This is a genomic window from Ruegeria sp. AA6 (assembly GCF_056542865.1).
This window is the reverse complement of the sequence record NZ_JBQGAN010000014.1, coordinates 1-24,749: the sequence shown is the minus strand read 5'-3', so window position 1 is coordinate 24,749 and position 24,749 is coordinate 1. Positions and strand designations below refer to the sequence as shown.

The 24,749-nt window shown below is 59.2% G+C and carries 24 protein-coding genes; 9 read left to right on the top strand and 15 right to left on the bottom strand.

The features are described 5' to 3' along the window. Nucleotides 1-13: 13 nt before the first annotated feature. From ACR0LN_RS15890 to ACR0LN_RS15825, 14 genes are all read right to left on the bottom strand, one after another. The gene (locus ACR0LN_RS15890) at nt 14-2,191 is read right to left on the bottom strand and encodes a 4Fe-4S binding protein (protein WP_480431013.1); all 2,178 of its coding nucleotides are present in this window, start codon (nt 2,189-2,191) and stop codon (nt 14-16) included. Then, nucleotides 2,182-2,646 carry a DUF2946 family protein gene (locus ACR0LN_RS15885; RefSeq protein WP_480431011.1) on the bottom strand — a complete coding sequence of 155 codons (465 nt, stop codon included), beginning with the start codon at nt 2,644-2,646 and terminating at the stop codon, nt 2,182-2,184. The genes ACR0LN_RS15890 and ACR0LN_RS15885 overlap by 10 nt, the downstream gene beginning before the upstream one ends. A 130-nt stretch (nt 2,647-2,776) precedes the next feature. Beyond that, nucleotides 2,777-3,040 carry a hypothetical protein gene (locus ACR0LN_RS15880; protein WP_480431009.1) on the bottom strand — a complete coding sequence of 88 codons (264 nt, stop codon included), beginning with the start codon at nt 3,038-3,040 and terminating at the stop codon, nt 2,777-2,779. Continuing rightward, nucleotides 2,997-4,550, bottom strand: coding sequence for a cytochrome D1 domain-containing protein (locus ACR0LN_RS15875; RefSeq protein WP_480431007.1), 1,554 nt, complete (start codon nt 4,548-4,550; stop codon nt 2,997-2,999). The genes ACR0LN_RS15880 and ACR0LN_RS15875 overlap by 44 nt, the downstream gene beginning before the upstream one ends. Then, complete coding sequence (gene nirJ, locus ACR0LN_RS15870; protein ID WP_480431005.1) at nt 4,525-5,739, bottom strand: heme d1 biosynthesis radical SAM protein NirJ; 1,215 nt, start codon at nt 5,737-5,739, stop codon at nt 4,525-4,527. Before nirJ ends, ACR0LN_RS15875 begins: the two co-directional genes overlap by 26 nt. 3 nt (nt 5,740-5,742) lie before the next feature. After that, nucleotides 5,743-6,225 carry a siroheme decarboxylase subunit beta gene (ahbB, locus tag ACR0LN_RS15865; RefSeq protein ID WP_480431003.1) on the bottom strand — a complete coding sequence of 161 codons (483 nt, stop codon included), beginning with the start codon at nt 6,223-6,225 and terminating at the stop codon, nt 5,743-5,745. Then, the gene (locus ACR0LN_RS15860) at nt 6,222-6,671 is read right to left on the bottom strand and encodes an Lrp/AsnC family transcriptional regulator (RefSeq protein WP_480431001.1); all 450 of its coding nucleotides are present in this window, start codon (nt 6,669-6,671) and stop codon (nt 6,222-6,224) included. Before ACR0LN_RS15860 ends, ahbB (ACR0LN_RS15865) begins: the two co-directional genes overlap by 4 nt. Beyond that, nucleotides 6,668-7,657: a siroheme decarboxylase subunit beta gene (gene ahbB / locus ACR0LN_RS15855; protein WP_480430999.1), complete on the bottom strand. Its 990-nt coding sequence runs from the start codon at nt 7,655-7,657 to the stop codon at nt 6,668-6,670. The genes ACR0LN_RS15860 and ahbB (ACR0LN_RS15855) overlap by 4 nt, the downstream gene beginning before the upstream one ends. Nucleotides 7,658-7,660: 3 nt before the next feature. Next, nucleotides 7,661-8,806, bottom strand: a complete 1,146-nt coding sequence (locus ACR0LN_RS15850; RefSeq protein WP_480430997.1) for a cytochrome D1 domain-containing protein — start codon at nt 8,804-8,806, stop codon at nt 7,661-7,663. Beyond that, the gene (locus ACR0LN_RS15845) at nt 8,803-9,174 is read right to left on the bottom strand and encodes a c-type cytochrome (RefSeq protein WP_480430995.1); all 372 of its coding nucleotides are present in this window, start codon (nt 9,172-9,174) and stop codon (nt 8,803-8,805) included. The genes ACR0LN_RS15850 and ACR0LN_RS15845 overlap by 4 nt, the downstream gene beginning before the upstream one ends. Beyond that, nucleotides 9,167-9,928 (bottom strand): uroporphyrinogen-III C-methyltransferase, encoded by a 762-nt coding sequence (cobA, locus tag ACR0LN_RS15840; protein ID WP_480430994.1) that lies wholly within the window; start codon nt 9,926-9,928, stop codon nt 9,167-9,169. Before cobA ends, ACR0LN_RS15845 begins: the two co-directional genes overlap by 8 nt. A 188-nt stretch (nt 9,929-10,116) precedes the next feature. Further along, nucleotides 10,117-10,518, bottom strand: a complete 402-nt coding sequence (locus ACR0LN_RS15835; RefSeq protein ID WP_480430993.1) for a cupredoxin domain-containing protein — start codon at nt 10,516-10,518, stop codon at nt 10,117-10,119. Nucleotides 10,519-10,572: 54 nt separating this feature from the next. Beyond that, nucleotides 10,573-12,357 carry a NapC/NirT family cytochrome c gene (locus ACR0LN_RS15830; RefSeq protein ID WP_480430991.1) on the bottom strand — a complete coding sequence of 595 codons (1,785 nt, stop codon included), beginning with the start codon at nt 12,355-12,357 and terminating at the stop codon, nt 10,573-10,575. A gap of 124 nt (nt 12,358-12,481) precedes the next feature. Further along, nucleotides 12,482-14,158, bottom strand: coding sequence for a cytochrome D1 domain-containing protein (locus ACR0LN_RS15825; protein WP_480430989.1), 1,677 nt, complete (start codon nt 14,156-14,158; stop codon nt 12,482-12,484). A gap of 231 nt (nt 14,159-14,389) precedes the next feature. Here ACR0LN_RS15825 and ACR0LN_RS15820 point away from each other — a divergent pair, with 231 nt between their 5' ends. The 7 genes from ACR0LN_RS15820 (at nt 14,390) to ACR0LN_RS15790 (ending at nt 21,089) form a co-directional block, all read left to right on the top strand. Next, the gene (locus tag ACR0LN_RS15820; RefSeq protein ID WP_480430987.1) at nt 14,390-15,571 is read left to right on the top strand and encodes an NnrS family protein; all 1,182 of its coding nucleotides are present in this window, start codon (nt 14,390-14,392) and stop codon (nt 15,569-15,571) included. 99 nt (nt 15,572-15,670) lie between these two features. Next, a complete protein-coding gene (locus ACR0LN_RS15815; protein WP_480430985.1) occupies nt 15,671-16,120 on the top strand; it encodes a c-type cytochrome in 450 nt (149 codons plus the stop codon). A 16-nt stretch (nt 16,121-16,136) separates the two neighbouring features. After that, nucleotides 16,137-17,504, top strand: a complete 1,368-nt coding sequence (locus tag ACR0LN_RS15810; protein ID WP_480430984.1) for a cbb3-type cytochrome c oxidase subunit I — start codon at nt 16,137-16,139, stop codon at nt 17,502-17,504. A 5-nt stretch (nt 17,505-17,509) separates the two neighbouring features. Continuing rightward, a complete protein-coding gene (locus ACR0LN_RS15805; RefSeq protein WP_480430982.1) occupies nt 17,510-18,319 on the top strand; it encodes an AAA family ATPase in 810 nt (269 codons plus the stop codon). Between the two features lie 9 nt (nt 18,320-18,328). After that, nucleotides 18,329-20,251 carry a nitric oxide reductase activation protein NorD gene (locus ACR0LN_RS15800; protein WP_480430980.1) on the top strand — a complete coding sequence of 641 codons (1,923 nt, stop codon included), beginning with the start codon at nt 18,329-18,331 and terminating at the stop codon, nt 20,249-20,251. Continuing rightward, nucleotides 20,248-20,796, top strand: a complete 549-nt coding sequence (locus ACR0LN_RS15795; protein ID WP_480430978.1) for a cytochrome c oxidase subunit 3 — start codon at nt 20,248-20,250, stop codon at nt 20,794-20,796. Before ACR0LN_RS15800 ends, ACR0LN_RS15795 begins: the two co-directional genes overlap by 4 nt. Next, nucleotides 20,793-21,089 (top strand): cytochrome C oxidase subunit IV family protein, encoded by a 297-nt coding sequence (locus ACR0LN_RS15790; RefSeq protein WP_480430977.1) that lies wholly within the window; start codon nt 20,793-20,795, stop codon nt 21,087-21,089. Before ACR0LN_RS15795 ends, ACR0LN_RS15790 begins: the two co-directional genes overlap by 4 nt. 56 nt (nt 21,090-21,145) lie before the next feature. Here ACR0LN_RS15790 and hemA read toward each other — a convergent pair whose 3' ends face one another. Continuing rightward, the gene (gene hemA / locus ACR0LN_RS15785; protein WP_480430975.1) at nt 21,146-22,369 is read right to left on the bottom strand and encodes a 5-aminolevulinate synthase; all 1,224 of its coding nucleotides are present in this window, start codon (nt 22,367-22,369) and stop codon (nt 21,146-21,148) included. 179 nt (nt 22,370-22,548) lie between these two features. Here hemA and ACR0LN_RS15780 point away from each other — a divergent pair, with 179 nt between their 5' ends. Further along, nucleotides 22,549-23,241: a Crp/Fnr family transcriptional regulator gene (locus tag ACR0LN_RS15780; RefSeq protein WP_480430974.1), complete on the top strand. Its 693-nt coding sequence runs from the start codon at nt 22,549-22,551 to the stop codon at nt 23,239-23,241. 1,028 nt (nt 23,242-24,269) lie between these two features. After that, nucleotides 24,270-24,662, top strand: coding sequence for an Arm DNA-binding domain-containing protein (locus ACR0LN_RS15775; protein ID WP_480430972.1), 393 nt, complete (start codon nt 24,270-24,272; stop codon nt 24,660-24,662). The last annotated feature ends 87 nt before the right edge of the window (nt 24,663-24,749 follow it).

Below are 24,749 nucleotides of genomic sequence, written 5' to 3'. Positions count from 1 at the left end.
CGTTCCTCCTTTTTTAGGAAACGGATTGCGGTTTGGCGTTCGGATGGTTCGCCGGTGGTTGTCCGAGTGGGGTCTTCATCTGGACCGACCCTGTCTTGGCCCGCCGTTTGAGCTGGCGGATAACGACGGGACATTTGTCCTCGGACTGGTAGAGCACCTGACAATGCAGGCAGGTGACGCACTCGTTCGGATTGATCTCACCGGTGGGGTGGATCGCCTGAACGGGGCATTCGTTGGCGCAGGTCTGACAGGGGGTGCCGCAATCCTTGTAGCGGCGCAGCCAGTCAAACATGCGGATACGGGCAGGGATCGCCAGCGCCCCGCCCAGCGGGCAGAGATAACGGCAATAGAACCGTTCGATGAACAGCCCGATCCCCAGCAGGGCCAGCGCAAAGACCACAAAGGGCCAGTCGCGCATGAATTTCAGAATGATCGCGGTCTTGAACGGCTCGATCTCGGCATATTTCTCGGCCAGCGGGATCGAGACAAAGCTGATGCCGAAGAGCACAAGGAAGATCATGTATTTCGCGGGCCAGAGCCGTTCGTTCAGACCCCAGGGTAGGGTCCATTGCGGAACGCGGAAGGCGCTGGCGATCTTGTTGGTCAACTCTTGCAAAGCGCCAAACGGACACAGCCAGCCGCAATAGGCGCCTCGGCCCCAGAACAGCAGGGCGGCTGCGACGGCGAACCATTGGATGAAGACCAGCGGGTCAAGCAGGAAGGCATCCCAGCTGAACCCGGTGCGCAGGCTGCCTGCCAGCGCCATCAGATTCACAACGCTCAGTTGCGCGTTGGCGTACCAGCCGATGAAGAACAGGGTCATGGTCAGGAACCCGATGCGGAACCAATAGAAGACGCGCGGGTTCATGGTGGCGTGGAACTGGAAGAAGAAGGTGGCGGTCAGCACCAGCAGCATCACGCCCAGAACGGCGATTTCGACCGTGCGGTCTTTCCAGATGCGCTTCCATAGGGCGGCTTTGGCGGCGGCTTCTCCGGTGGCGTCATCGACAACGGCGGGGGCAGCGACGGGCAGCAGGTACTGCTCGGGCAGTTTGTAGCCCAGATCGAAGGTGAGAAAGGTTTTCTCAACCGCGCCAACGGCCCGTTGTACCAGCAGTTGCAGGCGGAAGGGCTCGGCCGGGTCAAACTCGGCATCGGCGGGGATTTTGAAGATATCCAGCTCAGTAAAGCTGGGTGCATCCGGCGCCGCGACGTCACCCAGGCGGCGCTGTTGGCGGTCGAAGAAGCGGACCGAACTGTCGCCCTGAATCAGCTGTATCCGGTCGAAGATTCCGCCGCGAACATAACCCGACCCTTTGAAGCTGTAGGCTCCGCGTCCCAGCACCAAAACGGCGTGTTCACCTTCGTCCAGCCAGTTTGTCAGGTTTTGATATTCAGCCTCACCCAGCAGGGATTTCCCGATCGATGGCACGGATACCAGCGCCATATGCATGTCGATGAAGGTGTCGTCCGGTTCACCCGGTTCGGGGCGTTTGATGGCGCGTTGATCGCCGGTAGCCTCGAAGGCCGCGTTGACTTGCCCTACGTCCAGTGTCAGCCGCCGGATCGAACCGTCCCCAGACAGTGTGGTCCAGTCGTACACCGCATCTTGCGCCACATCGACTTCGCGCTTCGGTCCGTCGGCCTGCACCGGCGACAGCCCACCCAGACCCAGCGCGCGAGCCACTTTGATGCCGCCGCGCACGAGGCTGTCGTCGATCACCATGATGGTTACGGTCGCGCCTGAGATAATGTCGAGGTCATGCCCCTCGCCACCAGTCTCGGCTTCAACCTTCAGATCCAAACCGGCATAGCCTTCGGTCAACTCGACCATGCGCGAATTGGGAATGCCGATCAGAACGATGGGTTCCGAGTGTTTGACCAGTTTCACCCCGGTCAGAACCGCGTCGGCATCAATGGCGGCAATCACGTGAATGGGCTTGCCGGAATAACCGGTGGTGCCGACGAAATCAGAGGTCAGGAAGGCCCAGGCCAGAGTCTCGCTGCCCTTAAGCACAGGGGCAACAGGCACATCGTCGCGCACGGGGCCAAAGGCATCGGCACCGGGAACCAGATCGGCGGGGTCAATGTCAGGCAGGAAACTGGCGAGGCTGTCGGCATTGGCGCTGATCGCCATCAGGCAGGACAGGACAAAGGCCAGCAGAAATTGGATTGCGCGACTTACGACCATGGCGCACCTCCGAAAACTTTGGTGGATGCCATGGACGCGCGCAGGGCGCGTTCAGTTATTTCTTGGGTCGCGCGCGGGGGACCCCGGGTTTCAGGCCATAAGCGTTTCACGCTGTAGACTTGCACCAAATCGTTAATTTCACACCGTGCGGTGTGAACCAGCCCATCACGGGTCAGGACTGGCAAGTCCGGCACCGGGGCAGCCGATGTGACGGCGCACAAGGCGCAGTCGGCGCATTTCGGACAGGGCGCGGTTGGGTCGTCGGTCTCCTCCTCAAGGTTAACCTGAACCCAGACCGCCCCTGCCTCCGAGCAGATCTCCACCCACATGCTTTGCCCGCGACTCGCCAGCGCCGGGCCAAGCAGCTGCAACAGCAGAAGGAAGATGCCCGCACATGCACATAGAGCGCGGGACGCGCAAACAGCTGAAATGTGCAGAGGGTTGAGGGCGGGCATGGAGCATCCAACTCGGCAATCGTTCCCTGAGTTCTAGGACGCTCTCTCGATTCGAAACTTGACTTAAGTCATTTGTTCGCAAACTGCCCGAAAATTAATCTTTATGATTTTTTCATTTGATAGCAGATAGTTAGTCGTCTGCTTCATCCATCAACCCACGAACCCAGCGACCGGCCAGCCAGCATGCAGGTACGCCCAGTGGGATCGACCACAGGATCGCGCTGACCGGTTCGATCACGCCAAAGCCGGTGCTGTTGGCGATCAGTCCGGCCAGAAAAAGGTTGATGGCCACGGTCAGTGCCGTGGCCGGATAAAGCAGAATGGCCAGCTTCCAGACAGGCCATTTGCCGTCAGTGGCTGGTGCCTTCCGAGAAGGTGATTTTGTTCCAGACATTGTACTTCCCAGATGGTTTGCGCATTGGCAGGCGGCGGACCTCTTCCAGCGTCTGCACGTCATAGACGATCACCGCGCCGTCATCTTCCCAGATCGAAACCAGCGCGTGGCTGCCGTTTTTGGTGAACTCGACATGGGCCACGGTTTTGCCGGGAGCTGGGCGCAGGGTTTTGACGATCTCAAGGCTTTGCTTGTCGATCACATGCATCGCGTCCTTGTTGGGGCCAAAGAACACATCGGCCCATACGTAGGGCGAGTTTTCATGGCTGCGCATGAAGAATCCCGGCCCCTCGGTTTTGATCCGTTTGACGGTTTCCCATGTGCTCATGTCGATTACGGACACGGTGCCATCGGTCAGATGCGGTGTGGCCATGACGGTCGTATCGCCATACTGCCACGTGATGCCCGAGCCCAGATGCGGCATGCCCGGCAGGTCCAGATCGGCCACTTTCTGACCGATGACCAGATCAATCACCTGTCCGCCCTTGCCATCGCGCGAGGCACCCATGACGTATTCGTAGCTCTGGTCGAAAAAGAAATCGTCCAGATAATCGGGCGTGGTGATCTTGCGCACGGGGAACGGATCGGGGTTCTTGAACTGACCTTCGATGCGGAAGTCATGGCCGATTCCGAATTGCGGCGGGTTGGCGCCATAGAAAACCTCCCAAATCTCGGGGACGTCTTTCAGCGCAAGTACGAAACTCTCACGCGGTGGGGCCTGATAAACGGCCGAGACACGGCTGGGGACGCCCTTCTTGCTTTTGACCTCGACCACTTTGGCGACCGAAAGGTCCTCGGTCGACAGCAGCGTCAACGAATTAGGCAGGTAATTTGCAACGGCCACCCATTTGCCGTCGCCAGACATGGCGATGTTGCGACTGTTCAGGCCCGCGCGCACGCGTCCAACCTGTTTCAATGCCCAGATGTCGTATTTCTGAACCCAGCCATCGCGGGACATAATGAACACATAACGGCCATCGGGGCTGAATTTCGGACCACCATGCACGGCAAAGGGGGTCTCGAACCGATCCAGAACCTCGAACGTATCCCCATCCAGAACGCTGACATGGTGGTCGCCGGTCTCAACCGCCAGCGTGATGTTCATCGGGTCGCTGTCCCAGACAGGCGCGTCAACTGGGACGTAATACTCGTCCAGAGTGCGACTGGTCATGATGTCTGCCTCGCCCCATTCCGGGTCGGTCTCCAGCGGAGATTTCAGCCAACCGGCCAGTTCCTCGATCTGCAATGCGTCGAGTTCGTGCGAAAACGCTGGCATTTGCGTCGCGGTGCGTCCTTCGGCGATCACCGCCGCCACGCGCGGGCCGCGCATCCGTTTCAGCGTCTCGGGGATCAGTGCCGGGCCAACCCCGCCCAAACGGTTCTCGCCGTGGCATGAGGCACAATGTTCGGCATAGTCCGACGGGGCGTCGGCCCACGCAGTACCCGCCAGCAACAATGAACAGAATGTGCCGATTTTCAGAGTGTCAAAAGAATTGATGCGCCGGATCATGACGTTTCCCCCGGAACGGCGTGACTTGCAGACGTTCGCCCGCATCTTCTACGCCGATTTCTTGATTTGACAGATAGCAGGCCGGGTCTTCAGCCCAGGGATCGCCGGTCAGTTGCAAGGCCCGAATACGGGTATTGCCGCCGCAAACGTCCTTCAACTGGCAGGCCCCGCAGCGCCCTTTCAGCGGGCGCGGGCGGGTGCGCAGCATGGCGAGCATCGGGTCATCGCCGGTCCAAAGCTCTGAAAACGATCGGGTTTTCACATTGCCGACTGTGTAATCAGACCAATAGGTGTCGGGATGAACCCGACCCAGATTGTCGATATTGGCCACGCCCAGACCGCTGGAGTTTCCGCCCCAAGCGGCCAGATGTTCGCGCACATGCGCGGCTTTCGCATCGTCGAAGTGCGCGCGAACCCAGTTCAGAAAATATCCTGCATCTGCGTCGTTGTTGCCGGTCACAATATCCAGTGGGCGTCCACCCGAGGCGGCCTCCCACGCGCGCTCCAGAAGCAGGTCCAAGCCGTTCCGGGTGCGTAGGTGTTCGGCATCCTCGCCCCGGTTCTTGTCGCCGCGGCCAGCGTAGACAAGGTGAGACAGATAAAATTTGTCGACGCCCTCATCATCGCATAGTTGCAGCAGGTCGGGCAGGTGGTGTTGCGTGCCTTCGGTCAGGCAGAACCGCAGGCCAACCTTGATGCCGCGTTTCTTGCATTCCCGCACGCCACGCAGGGCGTCGGCAAAGGCGCCATCGACCCCGCGGAACCAGTCATTCGTGGCCCCGATCCCGTCCAGCGAGATGCCAACATAGTTGAAGCCCACATCGGCAATCATGTCGGCAGTTTCGTCGTAAATCCGCGTGCCGTTGGTGGACAGCGCCAGCATCGGCAACAGATCGCGGGCGCGTTTGGCAATGTCGAAGAAATCGAACCGGTCCAGCGGCTCCCCACCCGAGAGGATCAGGGCCGGGACGCGAAACTGGCCCAGATCCTCAAGGGTTACCATGGCTTGCTCGTGACTGAGCTCACCCGGGAACGCCACATCCGCCGAGACGGTATAGCAATGGCGGCATTTCAGATTGCAGCGCCGTGTCAGGTTCCAGATCACTACCGGTTTCACCGGGCCGGGGCGGCGTTTGCGCACTGGGGTCGGATTGACCAGTTGGTGCATGTATTCGGTCAGGCGGAACATATCTCAGCCTTTCTTTTTCAGGCGCAGCCCTGTCTTTTTCAGAATGCGCGTGGAATAGAGGATGTCTTTCGCGCGGCAGGCATCGCCCAGAATAGCGGTGATCTGCGCGCGCTTTTCTTCGACCTCATCACGGTCTTTGCCGTGGACCATGGCGAACAGGTTATACGGCCAATCGGGCAGGGCGCGGGGCCGTTCATAGCAGTGGGTTACAAACGGCAGAGCGCCGATCTGGGCACCCAATTCAGCAATTCTACTGTCCTCGACATCCCAGACGGTCATCCCGTTAGAGGTCATGCCCAACTTGTAATGGTTCGGCGCGGCGGCAATTCGGCGGATCACGCCGCGCGATTTCAGGTCGGCCAGCCGGAACAGCAAGGTATCTTCGTCGATGCCGAGGTCTGCCGCCACATGCGCATAGGGGGCGGGCACTAAAGGCAAGCCGCCTTGCAGGGCCTCAATAATCTCTCTGTCTTTCGCGTCAATCATGCCGCCACCCGGAAACCGATGAAGAATTCCTGCAATTTGGGGAAACGGAGAACCTCGATCCCCGTTTCCCGTTCGATGGCAGCGGCGGTGGCCTCGATCCCCTCGGGCGTTTCGGTGGCCAGCACGAACCACATGTTCAGCCGGTGCGTGCGTTCATAATTATGGGCAACCTCGGCATGCGCATTGACTTTGGTCAGGACGGTTTCGAAACTCTCGGTCGAAACCGCCATGGCGCACAGGCAGAACGCGCCACCCATCGCGGCGGCGTCAAAGAACGGGCCAAAGCGGGTGATGATGCGCTCGTCTTTCATGCGGCTGAGGCGGCTCAGCAGGTCGCTTTCCGGGATGCCAAGCTCATCGGCTATTGCGGTATAGGGATGACTGCTCAGTGGCAGGTCGTCCTGCATCCGGTTCAGGATTGCGCGGTCGGTTGTATCCAGTGTCATGCCGCTGCCTCCTTCGGTTGGATCAGTGCGCCGGTCTGTTTGAAGCAGCGCGTCGAAAACAGGACCTTGTGTTGTGCTCCGAACAATTCGGGCAGGGCAGCAGCACCGGCCAGGGTTTCCCGCGCCTCACTGCGTGATCGCGCGTGGATCATTGAATACAGACGATAGGGCCAGACCCCTTCGACCGGGTTGCGTTCGTAACACAGTGTGACACCCGGATAGGCGGCTAAAGCCGGGCCAGCAGCACCGACCTGTTCGGCGGGCATGTCCCACACGACCATGGCGTTGGCCGACCAACCCAACGCCCGGTGCCGCACGATCACGCCAAGGCGCGAGATAATGCCAGCGGAGTGCAAGGCTTCGATCCGGGTCATGACCTGACCTGCATCGCGATCCAGCGACAAGGCCAGAGCGTCGAACGGCTCCACCACCAGCGGCAAGCCGGAACTGAGCGCCTGTAACAATGGACGGTCGCCGTCGCGCATGGCGGTACGGTCGATACGGCGCGGGCCAGGGACGTTGTGGATTTCGCCCGACATGCGGAACCCCAGATCCACGTTGAAAGGTCGCACCAGCCGCAAATCCAGAACGCGCAGCCCGGAACGGCGCGAAATACGGGCCAGAGTGTCGTTCACATGCGCGCGGTCGGGGCCGGTAGCGACAAACCACAGGTTCCAATCGTCCTCGCGTTGGTAATTGTGGTTCACGCCGGGTTCCGCGTCGATCAGGGCCGCGACCTCTTCCAGACGTTCATCCGGGGCCGCAACGGCTGCCAAAGTGCTGGCGGACACCGCTCCCGGTGCAATTGTGGCCCCCACCCGCGTGATCCGGCCGGTGGCGCGCATGCGGGTCAGGCGGTCCAGCACTTCGGCCTCGTCCAGCCCCAGCGCATCCGCCAGAACCTGAAACGGGCGTTCAGTCACAGGGAAATCGCGTTGAAATTCGTCCAGCAGGCGGCGGTCAATTGGGTCTGTGATATGGTCCATCGGTCAAAGCCCCGTTTTGTGCGCACGCGCAGTGAAGAAGATGCCCGAGGGGCTGTCGGCCTCGATTTCGCGCAGTTTTTTAAAGGTATGGGTGTCGTAGACCATGACCTTGTTGGCGTCGCGCACACTGATCCAGACCTCATGGCCGCGCGGCGTGAACTCCATGTGCAGCACCGCCGGACCCGGCTTGAATTCGTGGATAATCTCTTTGCTGACGCTGTCGATCACCTGAATCGTGTCGTTCAGCGGGTGGGCAAAATTCACCCAAACCTGCCGCCCGTCGGGGCGGGCCATGGCAAAGACCGGCTGACCGTGGGTCTGCGTGCGCGCTGTCTCGGTCAAGGTGTCTGCATCGATCCACAGCACCTCGTGATGGCCAACGGCGGGCAGGACGAATTCACGCCCAGTCAAAGCCCAGCCTTCCAGATGGGGCATCTTGTAGACGGGCATTTCTTCCTGTCCGCGCCCGTAGTTGGGCAGCACACGGATGGGTTCGGGGTTGTCGGCCCAAAGGTCCAGTGCGGTCAGACCGTCCTCGCCGAACAGGCCAGTGATATAGGTGCGACCATTGGCGGTGATCAGCGCGTCATAGGGGTTTTTGCCCATGTCGGTGATTTTGGTGGTTTCAGGCTCGCCCTTGGCAAAATCCGCAATCCAGGTCTCGCCCGTGTCCCACATGGTAAAGACAAAGCGCCGACCGGGCGCGTCTACCAGACCGATGGTTTTGCTGTCGGTGGGAATGTCGGCGACCATCTCCAGCGTCTTTGCATCAAAGACACGCACACCGCCGGGTTCATAATTCGATACGGCCACCAGTTCACCATCGTCCGAAATCGCGCCGCCGATGGCGTTGCCCGCCTGCACAACGCGGTTCACGATCTGGCGGGTGACGATATCGACCTTGGTCAACCCGCCGTCCCGCCCGAAAACATAAGCGAACCGTTCGTCCGGCGAATAGACCAGCGAGGCATGGGACAGATCGCCCAACCCCTCGATCCGCGCCAGCGCGACGCGTTCGGATTGGTCGACCAGCAGAACCGATCCCTTGGCGCGTTCGATCACGAGGCCAAGATCTCCGGTGGCGGTGGGTTCGGCATGGGCTGCGGTCATCATCAGGGTGGCGGCAAGGCCAAGGATGAACTGTTTCATTGTGCCTCCTGTTCCAGCAGGTAACGGGCGATCCATTCGGCCTCTTCTTCGCTGATCAGGGGCCGCCAGGGGGGCATCGCGGTGTCGGGAATGCCGTCCAGAATGACACCGGTCAGAACCTCGGTGTCATAGTGTTGCAGGGTCTCAGTCCGCAGATCGGGGCCAAGGCCGCCTTTCAGCGACAGTCCGTGGCATGAGCCGCAATCCTGATGGACCAGACGTTTCAGCGCGCTGGGGTCGATGGCGTCGGCGGCAAAGGCCGATGTGGCGACAAGAACAGCGGTTGTAAGAACGCTGCGAGCCGCCCAGCCCGAGCGCGCCTTGGGCGCGGGGCTCTGGCCGTTGCGTTTTGATCCAAGCCTAGCCATGAGCTTGCTCCAACACGTCTGCCAAAGGCCGTTCCGCATATAGCGACACGACCTTGCCGATGATGAACAGCGTGGGCGCTATCAACTCGGCCTTGCGCGCATCTACCGCCAGCCGGTCCAGTTGGGATACAAGGCGGCGCTCGTCAGTGGTTGTGGCTTTGCTTACGGCCAGCACGGGTGTCGATCCGGGCAGATTCTCGGTCATCAGACCCATGGCGATCTGGCCGATATTGGCGACGCCCATATAGACCACAAGCGTCGACTCGGGGTCGGCCAGGCGCTTCCAATCCAGATCCAGCACCTTGTCCGCCTGACGGTGGCCGGTGACATATTGCACCGAGGTCGCCAACCCGCGATGGGTCAGCGGCACGCCGGTGGAGCAGGACGCGCCTTGTGCTGCGGTAATGCCGGGCGCGTATTCAACCGGGATGCCTTGGGCCATTAGATAAGCGGCCTCTTCCGAGCCGCGGCCAAAGATCATCGGATCGCCGCCCTTCAGGCGGGCCACGATGTGCCCTGCGCGGGCCTCTTCGACAAGGATTTCATTGATCCGATCCTGCGGCACCGTGTGGCACTTGGGGGCTTTGCCAACCGGAATCAGGCGCGCGTTATCAGCATGCAGGTTGAGGATATCTGCCGAGACCAGCCGGTCATAGACAACCACATCGGCCTCTTGCAGCATCCGCAGGGCGCGCAGGGTCATCAGTTCGGGGTCTCCGGGGCCGGCACCAATCAGAAAAACCTTACCGCTCATGTGCAAACTCGCTTGGTCTGAATGTCTTCGGGACCCGGACTTGCCTTACGGCTAAAGGACGTTGCTGGGCGAACCGGGCGTGTCATGAGGGAAGGGTTGCGCATTATCCGTGCGGCTTCCTTGACTAAAGTTAAGGAGCGCGGGATTTGCCCGCGCTCCTTTGATCTTGCCTGTATTTTTGCCTCGGCTCAGGGTTCCACGGTGATCATGCCGATCATGTTCTGCGTTTCCCAATGCGGCCCACATAGATATTCCTGCGGGCCAGCGGTCAGGAATGTCAGATCGACCGACTCTTCAGGAAACAGCCGGTCGCTTTCGGGTTCGCTGCCATCTTTCAGAAGGACCGAATGGCTGGTGCGCTTGTCCACGTTTACCCAACGGACTGTGGTGCCTGCCTTCACGGTCAACTCAAACGGGCAGAAATTGTATTTGTACATCAGCACCACTTCGGCATCTTCAACGGCTGAAGAGGGCTGACCGAACAATTCGACATAGCGTTCCTCGGCCTCGGCGCAGATTTCAGACGCGTCGTCGGCAAATGCGGGCGCAGCCAGAAGCAGCAGCGCGGGAAGAAGGCGGTGGGATTTCATCGTCCATGTCTCCTTTCCAAATGGGGAAGGGGCCGGATTTTCCGGCCCCCACACTTATTGTTTGACCACGTTGATGTTGGCGCCTTCGTTATCCAGCGCCAAGCTGGTGTTCAGCGTTACATGGTGGAATCGCGCGGAGGCAAAGTCATCATGGATGGCAAAGCCAACCGTGTAGGTCTGACCGGGCTCAAGCGGCACGTCACCGGGCGCACCAGAGTTCAGCGGGCGGCTAAAGACCACGGTCCACATACCACCGGACAGCTCTGCCGAGGCGGCGATCTCACCGTCATTGACCACGCGTTGCTCCAGCAGATAGCCGTTGGTGGCGCTGCCATCTGCATAGACGCGCATCAGGTCAAGATAGGTGCCGTCTGCCAGATACTGCTCGATCTGTTCGGCGCTATGCAGCTTGTCCCAACCTCCCATCGGCTTGCCGCGACGGCCCTTAGTATCAACCTCGGTGCGGCTTTCGCTGATGTATTTGGTCACGGTGTCTTGGGCAGTCAGACGACCCGATACATCACCGTTGGCTGCAATTGCCTCTGCACCCGGATCAAACGGCATGTACGTGTTGTCGGCGTGGCACGAGGCCCAGCAGCCGACCTGATCACCCATCTCGATGCCGGTGCCGGTGATCATCATTGCCACCTTGACCTGGTTGTCCGGGTCCATCTTGCCACCATCAACGAACGGAGCAGGGTTGTGGCCCGCATCCGGCCATTGCAGGCGAACATACAGGTTTTCATTGTCATGCGCTGCCTGAACGGTTGCGTCGATCACACCACGCTTGCCAGGGATCGGGGTAGGCTCCAGATCACCACCGGCAACGATCTTGTTGCCGATCGCGTCCAGCTCTGCGGCGTGGCAGGTTGTGCATTGATCTCCGCCCTTGGTCAGCGGGCGCGCGCCGCCGTGGAACTTGCCGTTCTGGACCCACTCGAAAGAGGCTTGACCGGGGTAGAACAGTTTCAGATCGGCGCTGGCCACGGCGTTCCAGTCGATGTTGCTCGCAACATCGCTTCCGCCACCTGCAGACGCGGCAGAGGCCTCACCCGAAGCGTTGGCACGCTCTTCCGCCACGGCGGCATCGACAGCGGCTGCGATCTGTGCCTGTAGGGCCTCTTGCTGAGCCTTCTTGGCGGCTTTCTCAGCCTCGACTTCAGCGGCCTCCAGGGCTTCGATCTTCTCGAGGCTGGCCAGATATTCGGCCGGGATTTCGCGAATGAAAGCCGGGTTCGGCGCTTCCAGCTGTTCCAGATACTCTTCGTCGGCGCGGTCGCGGGCATCCGAGTGCGCGATTCCCTTGTGACAGTCGATGCAGGTCTGGCCCACGGTCATCGCGTTCAGGTGCTGCTGACGCGCGCGGGGTTTCTGGAATTCAGGCATCATCGATTCAAAATCGTGACAGTTGCGGCACTCGCGCGAGTCGGTAGCCTTCATCCGCTCCCATTCATTCATAGCCAGATGCACGCGCTTGGCTTCAAACTTCTCGCGGGTGTTAATCGAGCCAACCATCTTGCCGTAAAGCTCTTTGGACGCCTTGATCTTGCGGATCATCTTGTGGGTCCAGTCCTTGGGCACGTGGCAATCGGAACAGACCGCGCCCACGCCGGATCGGTTCACGTCGTGGATTGTGCCGGTGTATTCTTCGTAAACGAAATCGCGCATCTCGTGGCACGAGACGCAGAATTCCTTGGTATTTGTGGCTTCCATGGCGGTGTTGAACCCGCCCCAGAAGATGATGCCGGCGGCAAAGGCCGCAGCAATGCCGGCCACAGGCATTCCCCACAGGAAATACCGGCGCCAGATCGGTGGTTTCTTATCCGGTTCGGAGGTCATATCCGGGCTCCGTTATGGCTTTCTTGACTGGCCCGGCGTGTCAGGCCGGCGCGATTGGCTGATGGGGAAAACGAGGAAAGGGCGGGCGAGGGGCCCGCCCTTTCCGGTGTTGGGTGTGAACCCGTCAGGTGACGTGGTTCGACCGGTTGTAGACGTTGAACTTGCCGGTTGGGGCAAACAGACCCTTCACGCGGCCGATCTCTTCCAGCGTCTTGGCGTCGAAGATCACGATCTCACCGTTAGGCTCTTTCGAAGTCGAGCGGTTCCACTTGGAAACCCAAACCTCGGAGCCATCTTGGTTGAACTCAAAGTGGACGGCGACGTTGCCTTCCTCTTCGGTGATCTGGATCGTTTTCACGATCTCACCGGTTGCCTTGTCGATGACCTGCACCGATTGCTGAATCTCAGGCTCGGGGTGCTTGGTCTGGTCGGCCCAGATGTAGTCGGATGTCGGGTGGGTCCGAATGAACAGACCGGGACCGTCGGTTTCGACTTCATAGCAGGTCTGCCAAGCTTGATCCGGGTGACCTTCGGGGTCGTTGCCCCAGACAGTCACGGTGCCTTCGCCCAGGTGGGTTGTACCGGCAACAGGACCGCAATTCGGGTCGTCCCAGTTGGCGCCCGGGCCAGGGTGTGGCAGCGGCGCGGTGTCGATCATAGCTTCCAGCTTGTGGGTCTGGGTGTCCACGACCACCATCTTGTTCGACGCGTTCGCGGCGATCTGGAAGAAGCGACCGGTCGGATCGAAAAACCCGTCATGCAGGAACTTGGCGCTGTCGATCTTGTCGATCCGCAGGTTATCCAGATCGGTATAGTCGACCTGCCAGAGCTGACCGAGTTCCTTGACCGCCACGATCCATGTCGGCTCGTTTGGGGTGGTGTAGATGGCGGCCACACGGCTTTCTTCCACGTAATCCCCGTCCACGTTCACACCGCGGGTCGAGACAACTTTCTTGGGCTCCATGGTTTCGGCGTCAACGATGGCAAAGTGCGGGGGCCAGTACCCGCCACCAATGACGTATTTGCCATCACCCGAAACAGCCACGTCGCGGGCGTCATAGGCAATCTTGACCTCGGCAACCAACATGTTTTCAGGGTTCTGCCACAGGTCGATTTTGGTCATCTTGCCGTCGCGGCCCATGGTGTACCAGAAGCGGCCCGGGTTATCCGGCTCTTCCAGCTTATGGTGCTCGGACGCTTTCAGAACGTGTACGGCGTAGCCCGTCGGAATGTGCGCCAGCACTTCTTTGGTGTCGCCGTCGATCACGGCCACTTTGCCCACGTCACGTTCGATCACGACGAAGAAGTTTTCCCAGTTGCGGCCATGCAGAGGCTCGGTCGGGTAGTCTTCGGGTTCGACATAGACCTTGCGGGTCGCCATCATCTGCTCAAGCGACATTTCCGGCGGCTTGGGCGGCTCCATCTGGATATAGGTCGCCATATCGCGAATCTCGTCCTCGGACATCACGTCCGAGAAGTTGTTCATCCCGCCTTCGGTTCCCCAGGCGATGATCTTTTCAAGCCGTTCCTGACCCAGCTTCAGGGTGCCGGATTCGGTGACGGTGCCATCGGCGTTCTTAGTTTCTACCATAGGCTCAAGGCTTTTGCCGGTCGCCCCTTTGCGCAGCACGCCGTGACACCCGGCGCAGCGTTCAAAGTAAAGTTGCTTAGAGGATTCAAAGGCTTCCTTGCTAAGGGTTGGCTCTTCGGCGAGGGCTGGTGCAGCGACGCTGCCCAGCAGCATCGCCAAACCGACCCCAAAGGCGCGGCCAGTTTTGTTGTAGCTGATTCCAAGTGACATGATCACTCTCCATTTGCTGGTGAGGCAGGTCCAAGGGTGAGACATTGCGCATGGGCGCTCCTTGACGAAAGTCAACGCTGGGGGTGCAATTCGCCGCACGGGTCGGAAAAAAAGTAAAAAAACCCACGAAAAATAAGGGTTTTTGGCGCATGTTTTCGCGGTTTTGATTTTGGTTAAGTCCTGCGCGCATGCGGGCTGCTAGGGCTGGGAAAACGGCCAAGGAGAGCAGCAATGTCCACTGTCGTCACCCGTGTTCTCGCAGAGGGGTTTCGGGTTTTCTTCCTGTCTGCCGGTCTATACGGGCTGTTTGTCGGGCTGGTCTGGGGGCTGTGGCTGACCGCGCCATATCTGGCGCCGGATTATGGCATGACGCCGCCGATGTGGCATGCGCACGAGATGATCTTTGGCTATGCCACCGCCGCGCTGGGCGGGTTCTTTCTGACAGCCGTGCCGAACTGGACCGGCGCGCCCGAGGCACGCGCGCGCTTTATCACCTTGGCCGCAGGGCTGTGGCTGGCTGGTCGGATGGCGATGTGGTTTTCGGGGATGCTGTCTCCTGTCTTTGTTGCCGTGGTCGATCTGGCTTTTGTGCCCGTTTTGGCGGCTAAAATCCTGACGCAGTTGCTCCGCCGTCCGAAACCGCAGAACATGATCTTTCTGCTGTTGCTGAGCCTGATCTGGGTCGCGAACCTGCTGGCTCATCTGGAATGGATGGGGGTCACCGCGGATACGCTGCAAACCGGGCTGCGCGCTGGGCTGCTGACCTTGTGTTCAATGATCGCCATCTTGGGCGGACGGATCACTCCGGCTTTTACCCGTAATGCGATGAAGCGCGCGGGCGTGCCCGAGGCGGGCTGGCCGGTGTCGGTCGCCGCATTGGACAAGGCTGGAATGGTCTTGGCTTTGGTTCTGCCGCTGGGCGTTCTGGTTCTGGGCGCCGGGCTTGTTGTCGGGGCGGGCGCGCTGGCCCTTGGTGTTGTTCAGATTCTGCGCATGGCCCGCTGGCGGTCACGCTGGGCTGCGCGGCAGCCGATTCTGTTGGCGCTGCATCTTGGTCTGGGAATGCTGGCGGTCGGATTGATCCTGTGGGGGCTGGCAGTGTTGGGCCTGGGCAATGAAATCGCTGCCCTGCACGTTCTGGGTATCGGCTGTGTCGGCGGTATGACCCTTGCAGTCATGAGCCGCGCCGCGCTGGGCCACAGCGGTCGCGCACTGATCGCGCCTGCGCCGATGGTCGTGGCCTATGGGCTTATGGCCGTGGCGGCGCTGTCGCGTTGGATCGGCGCGGAATTGAACGCTGGATACATGGTGGCGATGCTGCTGTCCGACGGTTTGTGGGTCTGCGCCTTTGCCCTGTATCTGGTCGCAATGTGGCCCGCTTTGACGGGCCCGCGCACTGCCAAAGCGGCCTGAATTTCATTTACTTCCGGCAGTCTTGACTTTCGTTAAGGAGCCACCATGACCCAGCCGCCATTCTGACCAAACTAGCTAATCTGCGCAAAGGAGAGCGCAATGCGAGAAGTCATGACCAAGAGCATGGCGCGCAACATATTCTATGGCGGGTCACTGTTCTTTATCCTCATCTTTCTGGCCCTGTCGGCCCATTCACACCTGTATATCGTGAACTCCGAGAACTCGGCGAAGCTCGATGAAAGTGTGATCCGGGGCAAACATGTCTGGGAAAAGCACGCGTGTATCAACTGTCACACGATTATGGGCGAGGGCGCATACTATGCGCCCGAAGTTGCAAATGTGATGACCCGTTGGGGCGTGCTGGACGACCCGGAATCAGCCTTTGAAACCCTCAAGGGCTGGATGGAAGCACAGCCGACCGGAATTCCCGGTCGTCGGCAGATGCCCAATTTCAACCTCAGCGACGAAGAGATCCGCGATCTGGCGAACTTCCTGATCTGGACCGACAACATCGACGCTCAGGGCTGGCCGCCCAATGAGGCAGGCTGAGAAAGGGAACGGAGCAATGAAATACGAATCCCAAAAAATCGCCTATGCCTACTTTGCGGTGGCTATGGCCCTGTTCGCGATACAGGTTCTGGGCGGCCTTCTGGCCGGTCTGATCTATGTATTCCCGAACTTCCTGAGTGAGCTTCTGCCGTTCAATATCGTGCGGATGCTGCACACAAACTCACTGATCGTCTGGCTGATCCTGGGCTTTTTCGGAGCCGCTTACTTCCTGATCCCGGAAGAGGCGGAACGCGAGATCCACTCGCCCAAGCTGGCCTATCTGCAGCTGATCATTCTGGTAGTCGGCACTTTGGGTGTGGTTGTGACGTATGTGTTCAACCTGTTCGAAGGCAACTGGCTGCTGGGCAAAGAGGGGCGCGAGTTCCTTGAGCAACCCAAATGGGTCAAGGCAGGCATCGTCGTCGCCGCGCTGATCTTCCTTTACAACGTGTCGATGACCGTTCTGAAGGGCAAGAAGACCGCCATCACCAACATCCTTCTGTTGGGTCTGTGGGGTCTGGCGCTGCTGTTCCTGTTTGCCTTCTACAATCCGGGCAACCTGTCCTTGGACAAGCAATACTGGTGGTATGTTGTCCACCTGTGGGTCGAAGGTGTGTGGGAACTGATCATGGCCTCGATTCTGGCCTACCTTATGCTGAAGCTGACCGGTGTAGACCGTGAGGTGGTCGAAAAATGGCTCTATGTCATCGTCGCCGCTGCGTTGTTCTCGGGCATCCTTGGCACGGGTCACCACTACTACTGGATCGGTACACCCGGTTACTGGCAGTGGATCGGTTCGATCTTCTCAAGCCTCGAAGTGATCCCGTTCTTTGCAATGATGGCCTTTGCCTTCGTCATGGTCTGGAAAGGCCGCCGTGACCACCCCAACAAAGCCGCGCTGCTGTGGTCGCTGGGTTGTGCCACGCTTGCGTTCTTCGGTGCCGGTGTCTGGGGCTTCCTGCACACGCTGCATGGGGTGAACTACTATACCCACGGTACGCAGATCACCGCGGCCCACGGTCACTTGGCCTTTTACGGCGCGTATGTCTGCCTCAACCTGGCGATCTTCAGCTATGCGATGCCGATCTTGAAGAACCGCGATCCGTACAATCAGGTGCTGAACATGGGTTCGTTCTGGCTGATGACCAGCGGCATGGTCTTCATGACCTTCGTCCTGACCTTTGGCGGCACCGTGCAGACACATATGCAACGTGTGGTCGGTGACTACTTCATGGATGTGCAGGATCAGATCGCGATCTTCTACTGGATGCGTCTTGGTTCCGGCATCGTCGTGGTCCTTGGTGCGCTGCTGTTCATCTACTCGATCTGGGTGCCCCGGAAAGAGGTCATTGAACCCGGTGCAGCTGAAACCCCTGCGGAGTGATGGATATGGATGGCTCCATGAAACTGACTGAGGGGGCGGCAAACGCCCCCTTCTACCTGCCACAGGGCGATGAATGCGATGTGTTCACCGCCGCTTATAACAACGACCTGCCGGTCCTGCTGAAAGGGCCGACGGGCTGCGGCAAGACCCGATTTGTGGCACACATGGCAGCCCGTTTGGGTCGTCCGCTTTACACCGTGGCCTGCCACGACGATCTGGCCGCCGCCGATTTGATCGGGCGCTACCTGCTGAAAGGTGGCGAGACCGTCTGGGTTGACGGCCCCCTGACCCGCGCGGTGCGCGAAGGTGCGATCTGCTACCTTGATGAGGTGGTCGAGGCCCGCAAGGACGTGACCGTCGTTCTGCACCCGTTGACCGACGACCGGCGCATCCTGCCGATCGACCGCACGGGCGAAGAGCTTGAGGCCGCACCCGGCTTCATGCTGGTGGCCTCGTACAACCCCGGATACCAGAATATCCTGAAAACCCTGAAACCTTCGACCCGGCAACGCTTTATCTCGCTCGAGTTCGACTTCCCGTCGCCCGAGATGGAGGCCGAAGTCGTCGCGCAAGAAAGCGGGCTGGCGCTGGAGCGCTGCAAACCGCTGATCCGGCTGGCGAACAAGCTGCGCGGGCTCAAGGGTCAGGACCTTGAGGAAGGCGTTTCCACCCGTCTTGTTGTCTATGCCGCAACGCTGATCGCGCAAGGCATGTCGACAGATCGGGCCATCCTTGCCGCCATGATCGAACCTCTGACAGATGAAGAGGATATCAAACGCGGGCTCCTCGATCTTGTCACGGCTGTCTTTGGGTGAGGCCGGCCGATGGTCAGGATCGATTTTGAGCCATGGGAACCCGAAGAAACGATCGGGAAACTGTGGCACACCCTTGCCAGCCGCCTCGATGCACCCCAGGTGCATGTTGGAGCCGCGGTCGACCTCTCAGAGGTCGCGGGGCGGCTGGCTGTCCTTTTTCGTGGACTAGGGGGTAGCCCGGGCGTTGAATTGCGCCCGGTCTCACCCGAGGTTTCACGTCACCGTTTGGGATGGCGTCGCCGGTTGGCGACCGAGGCCGAGATGATGCCGCGCGCCTCGTTCGACGGCGAGGTTTTGCGCCTGCCGGATCGGCTGGCTGTTTTCCCCGCGCGCGAAGCAAATGGCGCGCTCTATGTCTGGCTGGCTGCCGCCGCCGCTCATGCCGGGACCCGTATTGAAGAAGATGATCCTTTGCGCGCTGATCTCTTTGCATTGAAAGCCGCGCAGGACATGGTCGAGGTCACGCTGGAAGATGCGCCGGGCTTGAGCCCGCTCTATTCCGAGCTTTGCAAAGGTATCCTGCACCAGCGAGATGTACCGAACCTGCCACCCATCGAAGCGGCTGTCGAGGAACTGGTCTGCAAGATGCTGGGCGATCCTGCCCCCCTGTCCGAGAATGCCGAGCACCTGTGGGCTTTGGATGATACCGTCACCGCCCCACGCAGCTATCAGCATTTCCGCCCGGTCCCCCTGTGGCCAGAACTGCGCGCTGTTGGGTTTTCCGAACATAACGAGGTTGAAAACCCCGACACCGAAGGCCCCCCCGAAGAGTCAGGCGAGAAAACCCACCGCGCGCGACGCCGCAAATCGGATCAGGCCGCGCGCAGTGACAGTTTCATTTTGCACAAGTTCGAGGCCATCCTCAGCTGGGCCGAATTCCTGAACATCAATCGCCGCATCGACGATGACGATCCCGACAATGCCAAGAAAGCTGCCGACGATCAGGAAGAGATCGGATTGGGCCAGATCTCAAAGGCCCCGCCGACTAAGCTGAAACTCCATCTCGATCTGGCGCCCGAGGATGTGAATCGTGAGCGGTTGTCGGGCCGTATCCTCTATCCCGAATGGGACGTGCGCACCGGGCAGTATCTGCCCGACCATGTAAATGTTTTGCTGTCTGATGCAGATATTCGAGAAGATGCCGCCGAGTTCGGCAAAGACCCTGCCACCGCCCGCCGTATCCGCGCTGTGAAACGCCAGTTCGAAGCCCTGCGGCCCGGTCGCGTGATGACCCGAGGCCATCTTGACGGTGATCAGTTGGATGTCGAGGCCGCCGTACGTGCACAGGTCGATCGCAGCGCAAATGGCGAAGGCACGGAACGCATCTGGATGCAATCCCGACCCGAGGCGCGCGATCTGGCCGTTTCGATCCTGTTGGACGTCAGCCGCTCTACCGAAAGCGCCGTCACAGGCCGTGCTGTGATTGACATCGAACGCGAGGCACTGGCCGCCTTGGCGTGGGGATTGAATGCCTGCGGCGACGATTTCGCCATTCACGCCTTCAGTTCGCTCAAACGCCAACGCGTCTACGTACAGCGCTGCAAGCGGTTCGATGAGCCGATGGGTGCAAAGGTCGAGCAACGCATCGCGTCCTTACGTCCGGGTCACTACACAAGGCTTGGCGCGGCTATCCGACATTGTTCGGCTGATTTGGCCAGTCAATCCCGCAAGCGTCGGTTACTATTGGTCATTACGGACGGCAAACCCAACGATCTGGACCACTATGAGGGTCGCCACGGTATCGAGGACACCTGCATGGCCGTCCGCGAGGCGCGCCGGGCCGGGCAATCGGTATTTGGTGTTACCATCGACAAAACCGGCAAAGCCTGGTTCCCGCGTATGTTCGGGCAGGGGGGCTTTGCCGTCATCCCGGATCCGCACCGCCTGACGATGGCCTTACCTCAGATCTATCGCCAACTGGTCGGCGCATGAGCGATACCTCTCTGATCGACGAGCTTCCGGGCGAGTTGCTGATGTGGGTGCTGATCATCTCGGAGCTTCTGGTGTTCGGTGCCGGTATGATCGCCTTCATGGGTGTGCGCCTAACCGACCCGACGGGTTTTGCCGAGGCGCAGTCGCATCTGCATCGCACAGGGGCGGCGTTCAATACCGCCGTTCTTGTCACCTCTGGTTATCTCGCCGCGCAGGCGCTGCACTGGCGTCTGGCTGCCCGCCGCAGAGCGGCACGTCTGGTCCTGATCGGAGCAGCCCTTCTGGGTATCGTATTCCTGATTGTCAAAGGCGTGGAATATGCAGATAAGTCAGCACAAGGGATCACCTTTGAAACGCATCCGTTCTTTCTGTTCTACTATCTGCTGACCGGCTTTCACGCCGCGCATGTGCTGGCCGGTGTGGGCATCCTGCTGGTGGTCGCGTGGCGCGATGACCCGCGCAACATCGAGGCAGGCGCACAATTCTGGCACATGGTCGATCTGGTCTGGATCATGTTGTTCCCAGTGATTTATCTGTTGGGATGAAACCGATGCGCGTTTCTTCATCTTTTTCCAAAAACTCCCGCCGGAGGCTGCGGAACCCAATCACATGCGCCTGGCTCGCTTTAATCGTGCTTAGCGTCGCATCCGCCCTGCTGACCATGCTTAACCTCCCAGCGGTTCTTCTGGGGGGTGGGATATTGATCCTCGCATGGGGCAAATGCCGAATTATCCTTGCTTACTATCTCAGCCTTGAGAACAGCCCTGCCTGGTTGCGAGGGTTCACTTTGGTCCTGACCGGGTTTTCGCTGCTGATCTTTGGCCTCTATCTGATCTGAACAAAAAACGCCGCCCTATTTGGGCGGCAGTTTGCCACGCTCAGGGGCGCATTGAATTACTGCGCGGCCATCGGCATTCGTGCGATCTGACACCGCTGCCACAAAGCTGACAGAGCACCGACAAGATGGTCTATATCCTCGTCCGTATGTACCGGAGACGGCGTAATCCGCAGGCGCTCGGTCCCTTTGGGCACGGTGGGGTAATTGATCGGTTGAATGTAGATGCCGAACTCTTCCAACAGCATGTCCGAGATGAACTTGCACTTCACCGGGTCACCCACCATCACCGGGATGATGTGGCTGGGGTTGGGCAGATGCGGAATGCCCTCGGCGTCAAGTCGGGCGCGAACTTGCGCGACACGCGCCTTTTGCAGATCGCGTTCAACGTTCGACTGTTTCAGGTGGCGGATTGAAGCCGCAGCACCAGCTGCAATCGACGGCGGAAGGGCAGTAGTAAAAATGAACCCGCTGGCAAAGCTGCGGACGAAGTCGCACAGCGCGGCCGAAGCTGCAATGTACCCGCCGACCACCCCAAATGCCTTGCCCAGCGTGCCTTCGATCACAGTCAGACGATCCATTAGACCTTGGCGTTCCGCAATACCACCGCCGCGCGGGCCATAAAGGCCAACGGCGTGAACCTCATCCAAATAGGTCATCGCACCGTACTTGTCGGCCAGATCACAAATCTCTTTGATGGGCGCGATGTCGCCATCCATCGAATAGACCGATTCAAAGGCAATCATCTTGGGCGCATCGGGATCGGCGGCGGCCAGTTTCGCCTCAAGATCCTCCAGATCGTTATGCTTCCAGATCACCTTCTGCGCGCGGGAATGCCGGATACCTTCAATCATCGAGGCGTGGTTCAGCGCATCCGAGAACACGATCAGGCCGGGGATTTTCGCAGCCAGTGTACCAAGAGCGGCCCAATTCGAAACATACCCAGAGGTGAAAAGAAGCGCGGCCTCTTTTCGGTGCAGATCGGCCAGTTCGGCCTCAAGCAGCACATGATCGTGAGTGGTGCCTGATATGTTCCGGGTTCCCCCGGCGCCCGCGCCGCAACGGTCCAGCGCGTCATGCATGGCCACGATCACTTCGGGGTGCTGGCCCATTCCAAGATAGTCGTTCGAGCACCAAATACGTACATCCCGCTGCACCTGCCCATCGGTCTGGCGGGCGTTTGGAAAGGAACCGCAGCGGCGTTGCAGGTCGATGAAAACACGATAGTTTCCTTCCTCCCGCAGATCGTCCAGGCTCTGGGTGAAAAATCGCTCGTAGTCCATCTTTCTTGCTCCCCGGATTACTGGCTTTGGACCGAGATTAGGCGCGGGGCGCAGCCGGCAACATGACAATAGTCAAGTTGATGCAGGAAAAGACTAGTGCGCCGATCCCGGCTTTGGCATAGCCTGAACCCGAAGGATGTACCGGTCAGACCACCGACCAGGGAAAAAGGGGAACCTTCTTGGCGCATGAAGCACAAAAAGCCATCGCGCGGCAGTCTCTCTTGCTCAAGAGTTTGCCGGACCAGCACGTAGACACGCTCCTCAGCCACGCAATCTGGCGCAGCTATGACAGGGGCGAGACGATTTTCCTTCAGGAAGAAAAGGCCAAAGCCGTGCATGTGGTTTTGGCGGGTTGGGTCAAGCTGTTCCGCATGTCACCCACCGGGGCCGAAGCCGTGGTGAGTGTCTTTACCAAGGGTGAGAGCTTTGGTGAGGCTGTCGCACTCCGGAACGTGCCCTATCCAGTCTCGGCCGAGGCGGTGTCGGCCTGCGAAGTGATGCACATCCCCAGCCCTCTCTTGTTGTCATTGATGAAGGAAGACGCGGAGATCGGCGTGTCGATCCTGGCCTCGACCTTTACCCATCTGCATTCGCTGGTGGCGCAGCTTGAACAGCTCAAGGCGCAAACCGGTGCGCAGCGGGTGGCCGAGTTTTTGCTAACCTTGTGCGACGACGAAACCGATGGCTGCGATGTTGAGCTGCCCTACGATAAAATGCTGATTGCAGGTCGTTTGGGAATGAAGCCCGAAAGCCTCAGTCGGGCATTTTCGCGCCTGAAGACGGTTGGGGTGAAGATCAATCGCAACCATGCCGAGATTGCGAATATCGAGCGTTTGCGGGACTACGCCGAAAGTGATCCATCGGAGAAGTGATCAATCGAAGCGCAATCGGTAGAGCAAGCCAGTATTCGGGCAATTAAAATATCACAAGTGACAGGCTTTCCGGCGGTAGCGTGTCTGAAAGCGTAGCCAGATGGGCTTCTGGGGCTTGCACAGGCGAATATTGCCAGCAAACCACCCACGCCGTGTGCTCTGATGAGTACTCTGACAGAGCGTTGCCAGCCCGTTCGAATTCTCAAACATATCGACGGGGCCGTATCTTGCAGAACGCGCTGAAACAGATACGCAATTGCATCCGATTAAATAAACGGGCGTTAGGTCAGATGGCCAGACCAACAATGCGGAGTATTGCGCCGATCCAAAAAGGTTCGGGCGACGCGCATTGTTACCAATAATGCCGCCTTTGCCAGTGCTCCAGGCTTACCCAAACGTGGCAGCGAAGTAAGCTTCGGAGCGTTTGAGGGAAAGTTGCTCTCAACCCTCAAACGGCAGATATCAGTGCGTTGGCGGCCCCAACAAAGCCCGCCACCGCCACGGCGCTCGCTAAAAGAAAACAGACAATTTCAAAAACGCTGAACTTCATTTTGGCCCCCAAGAAAATGGCTGGCACGGCTTAGGACAATTTTGATGGAACGAAAATGGGGCGTAGGTTTACGCTGCGGAAACTCGCTGAATGAACGGCGCAAACTTGCTCAAGTTTAGCGTTTTGGCGACCAGGTAGACAATCATATCGGCAATCGAGACTTGCCTTGTGGCAGCGTTGCATCACTGGATTCGTAGAATCCAGTATGCCTAGAAGAACAATTGAGCGCGCGCGTTTGCTGCCGCCGATCTGAGATGGAAGAGGCGATTCCGAACGACAGGCTTATCCAAGGAAGGAATTCTATATCACTTTTCTGGAATTAGATGGTGCTGCTGGAGGGCATTGAAACCCTATATGTAGATGTTTCAAAAAATCTCAAATAGAGATTAACTGTATGAAAATGTTTAACTTACCTCCTTCATTCGATCTCAATTAATCTCGACTAACGGCAGCACATACCATACCTAGGGGTGGGCCAATGGGTGGACCGGTAGAGAGATATATGGCGAAAAACAAATTGAGCGTGCGTGGCGTTATTGCGCTAGGTGCTGGAAAGCACTGCGATGGCGCTGGGCTCTGGCTTGTTAAGGCAGATTCAAAAAGCGGTAAGTGGGTTCTTAGACTTACGGTTTTCGGTAAGCGACGGGAAATGGGCCTCGGGCGGTGGCCGGATGTTGGCTTGGCGGAGGCCCGGGAAACAGCTGACGCAGCCCGACGCGAACTGCGGGAAGGCCGAGATCCGATCAGAGAGCGGCAAAAACAACGTGTAGAAGCCCAGCGCAACTTGCATTTATTTAGAGACATCGCTCGGGATGCGTTTGAAGCGCGGAAGTCTGAGTTGCGCGGTGGCGGAAAAGCGGGGCGTTGGTGAGAACGGCGGTGAGAAAGTCGACCACGGTAGCGGCGGGATAACCCTGCTGCGGGCGGCGTAAAAGTCGTCCATCTTTGCCCTTCTTTT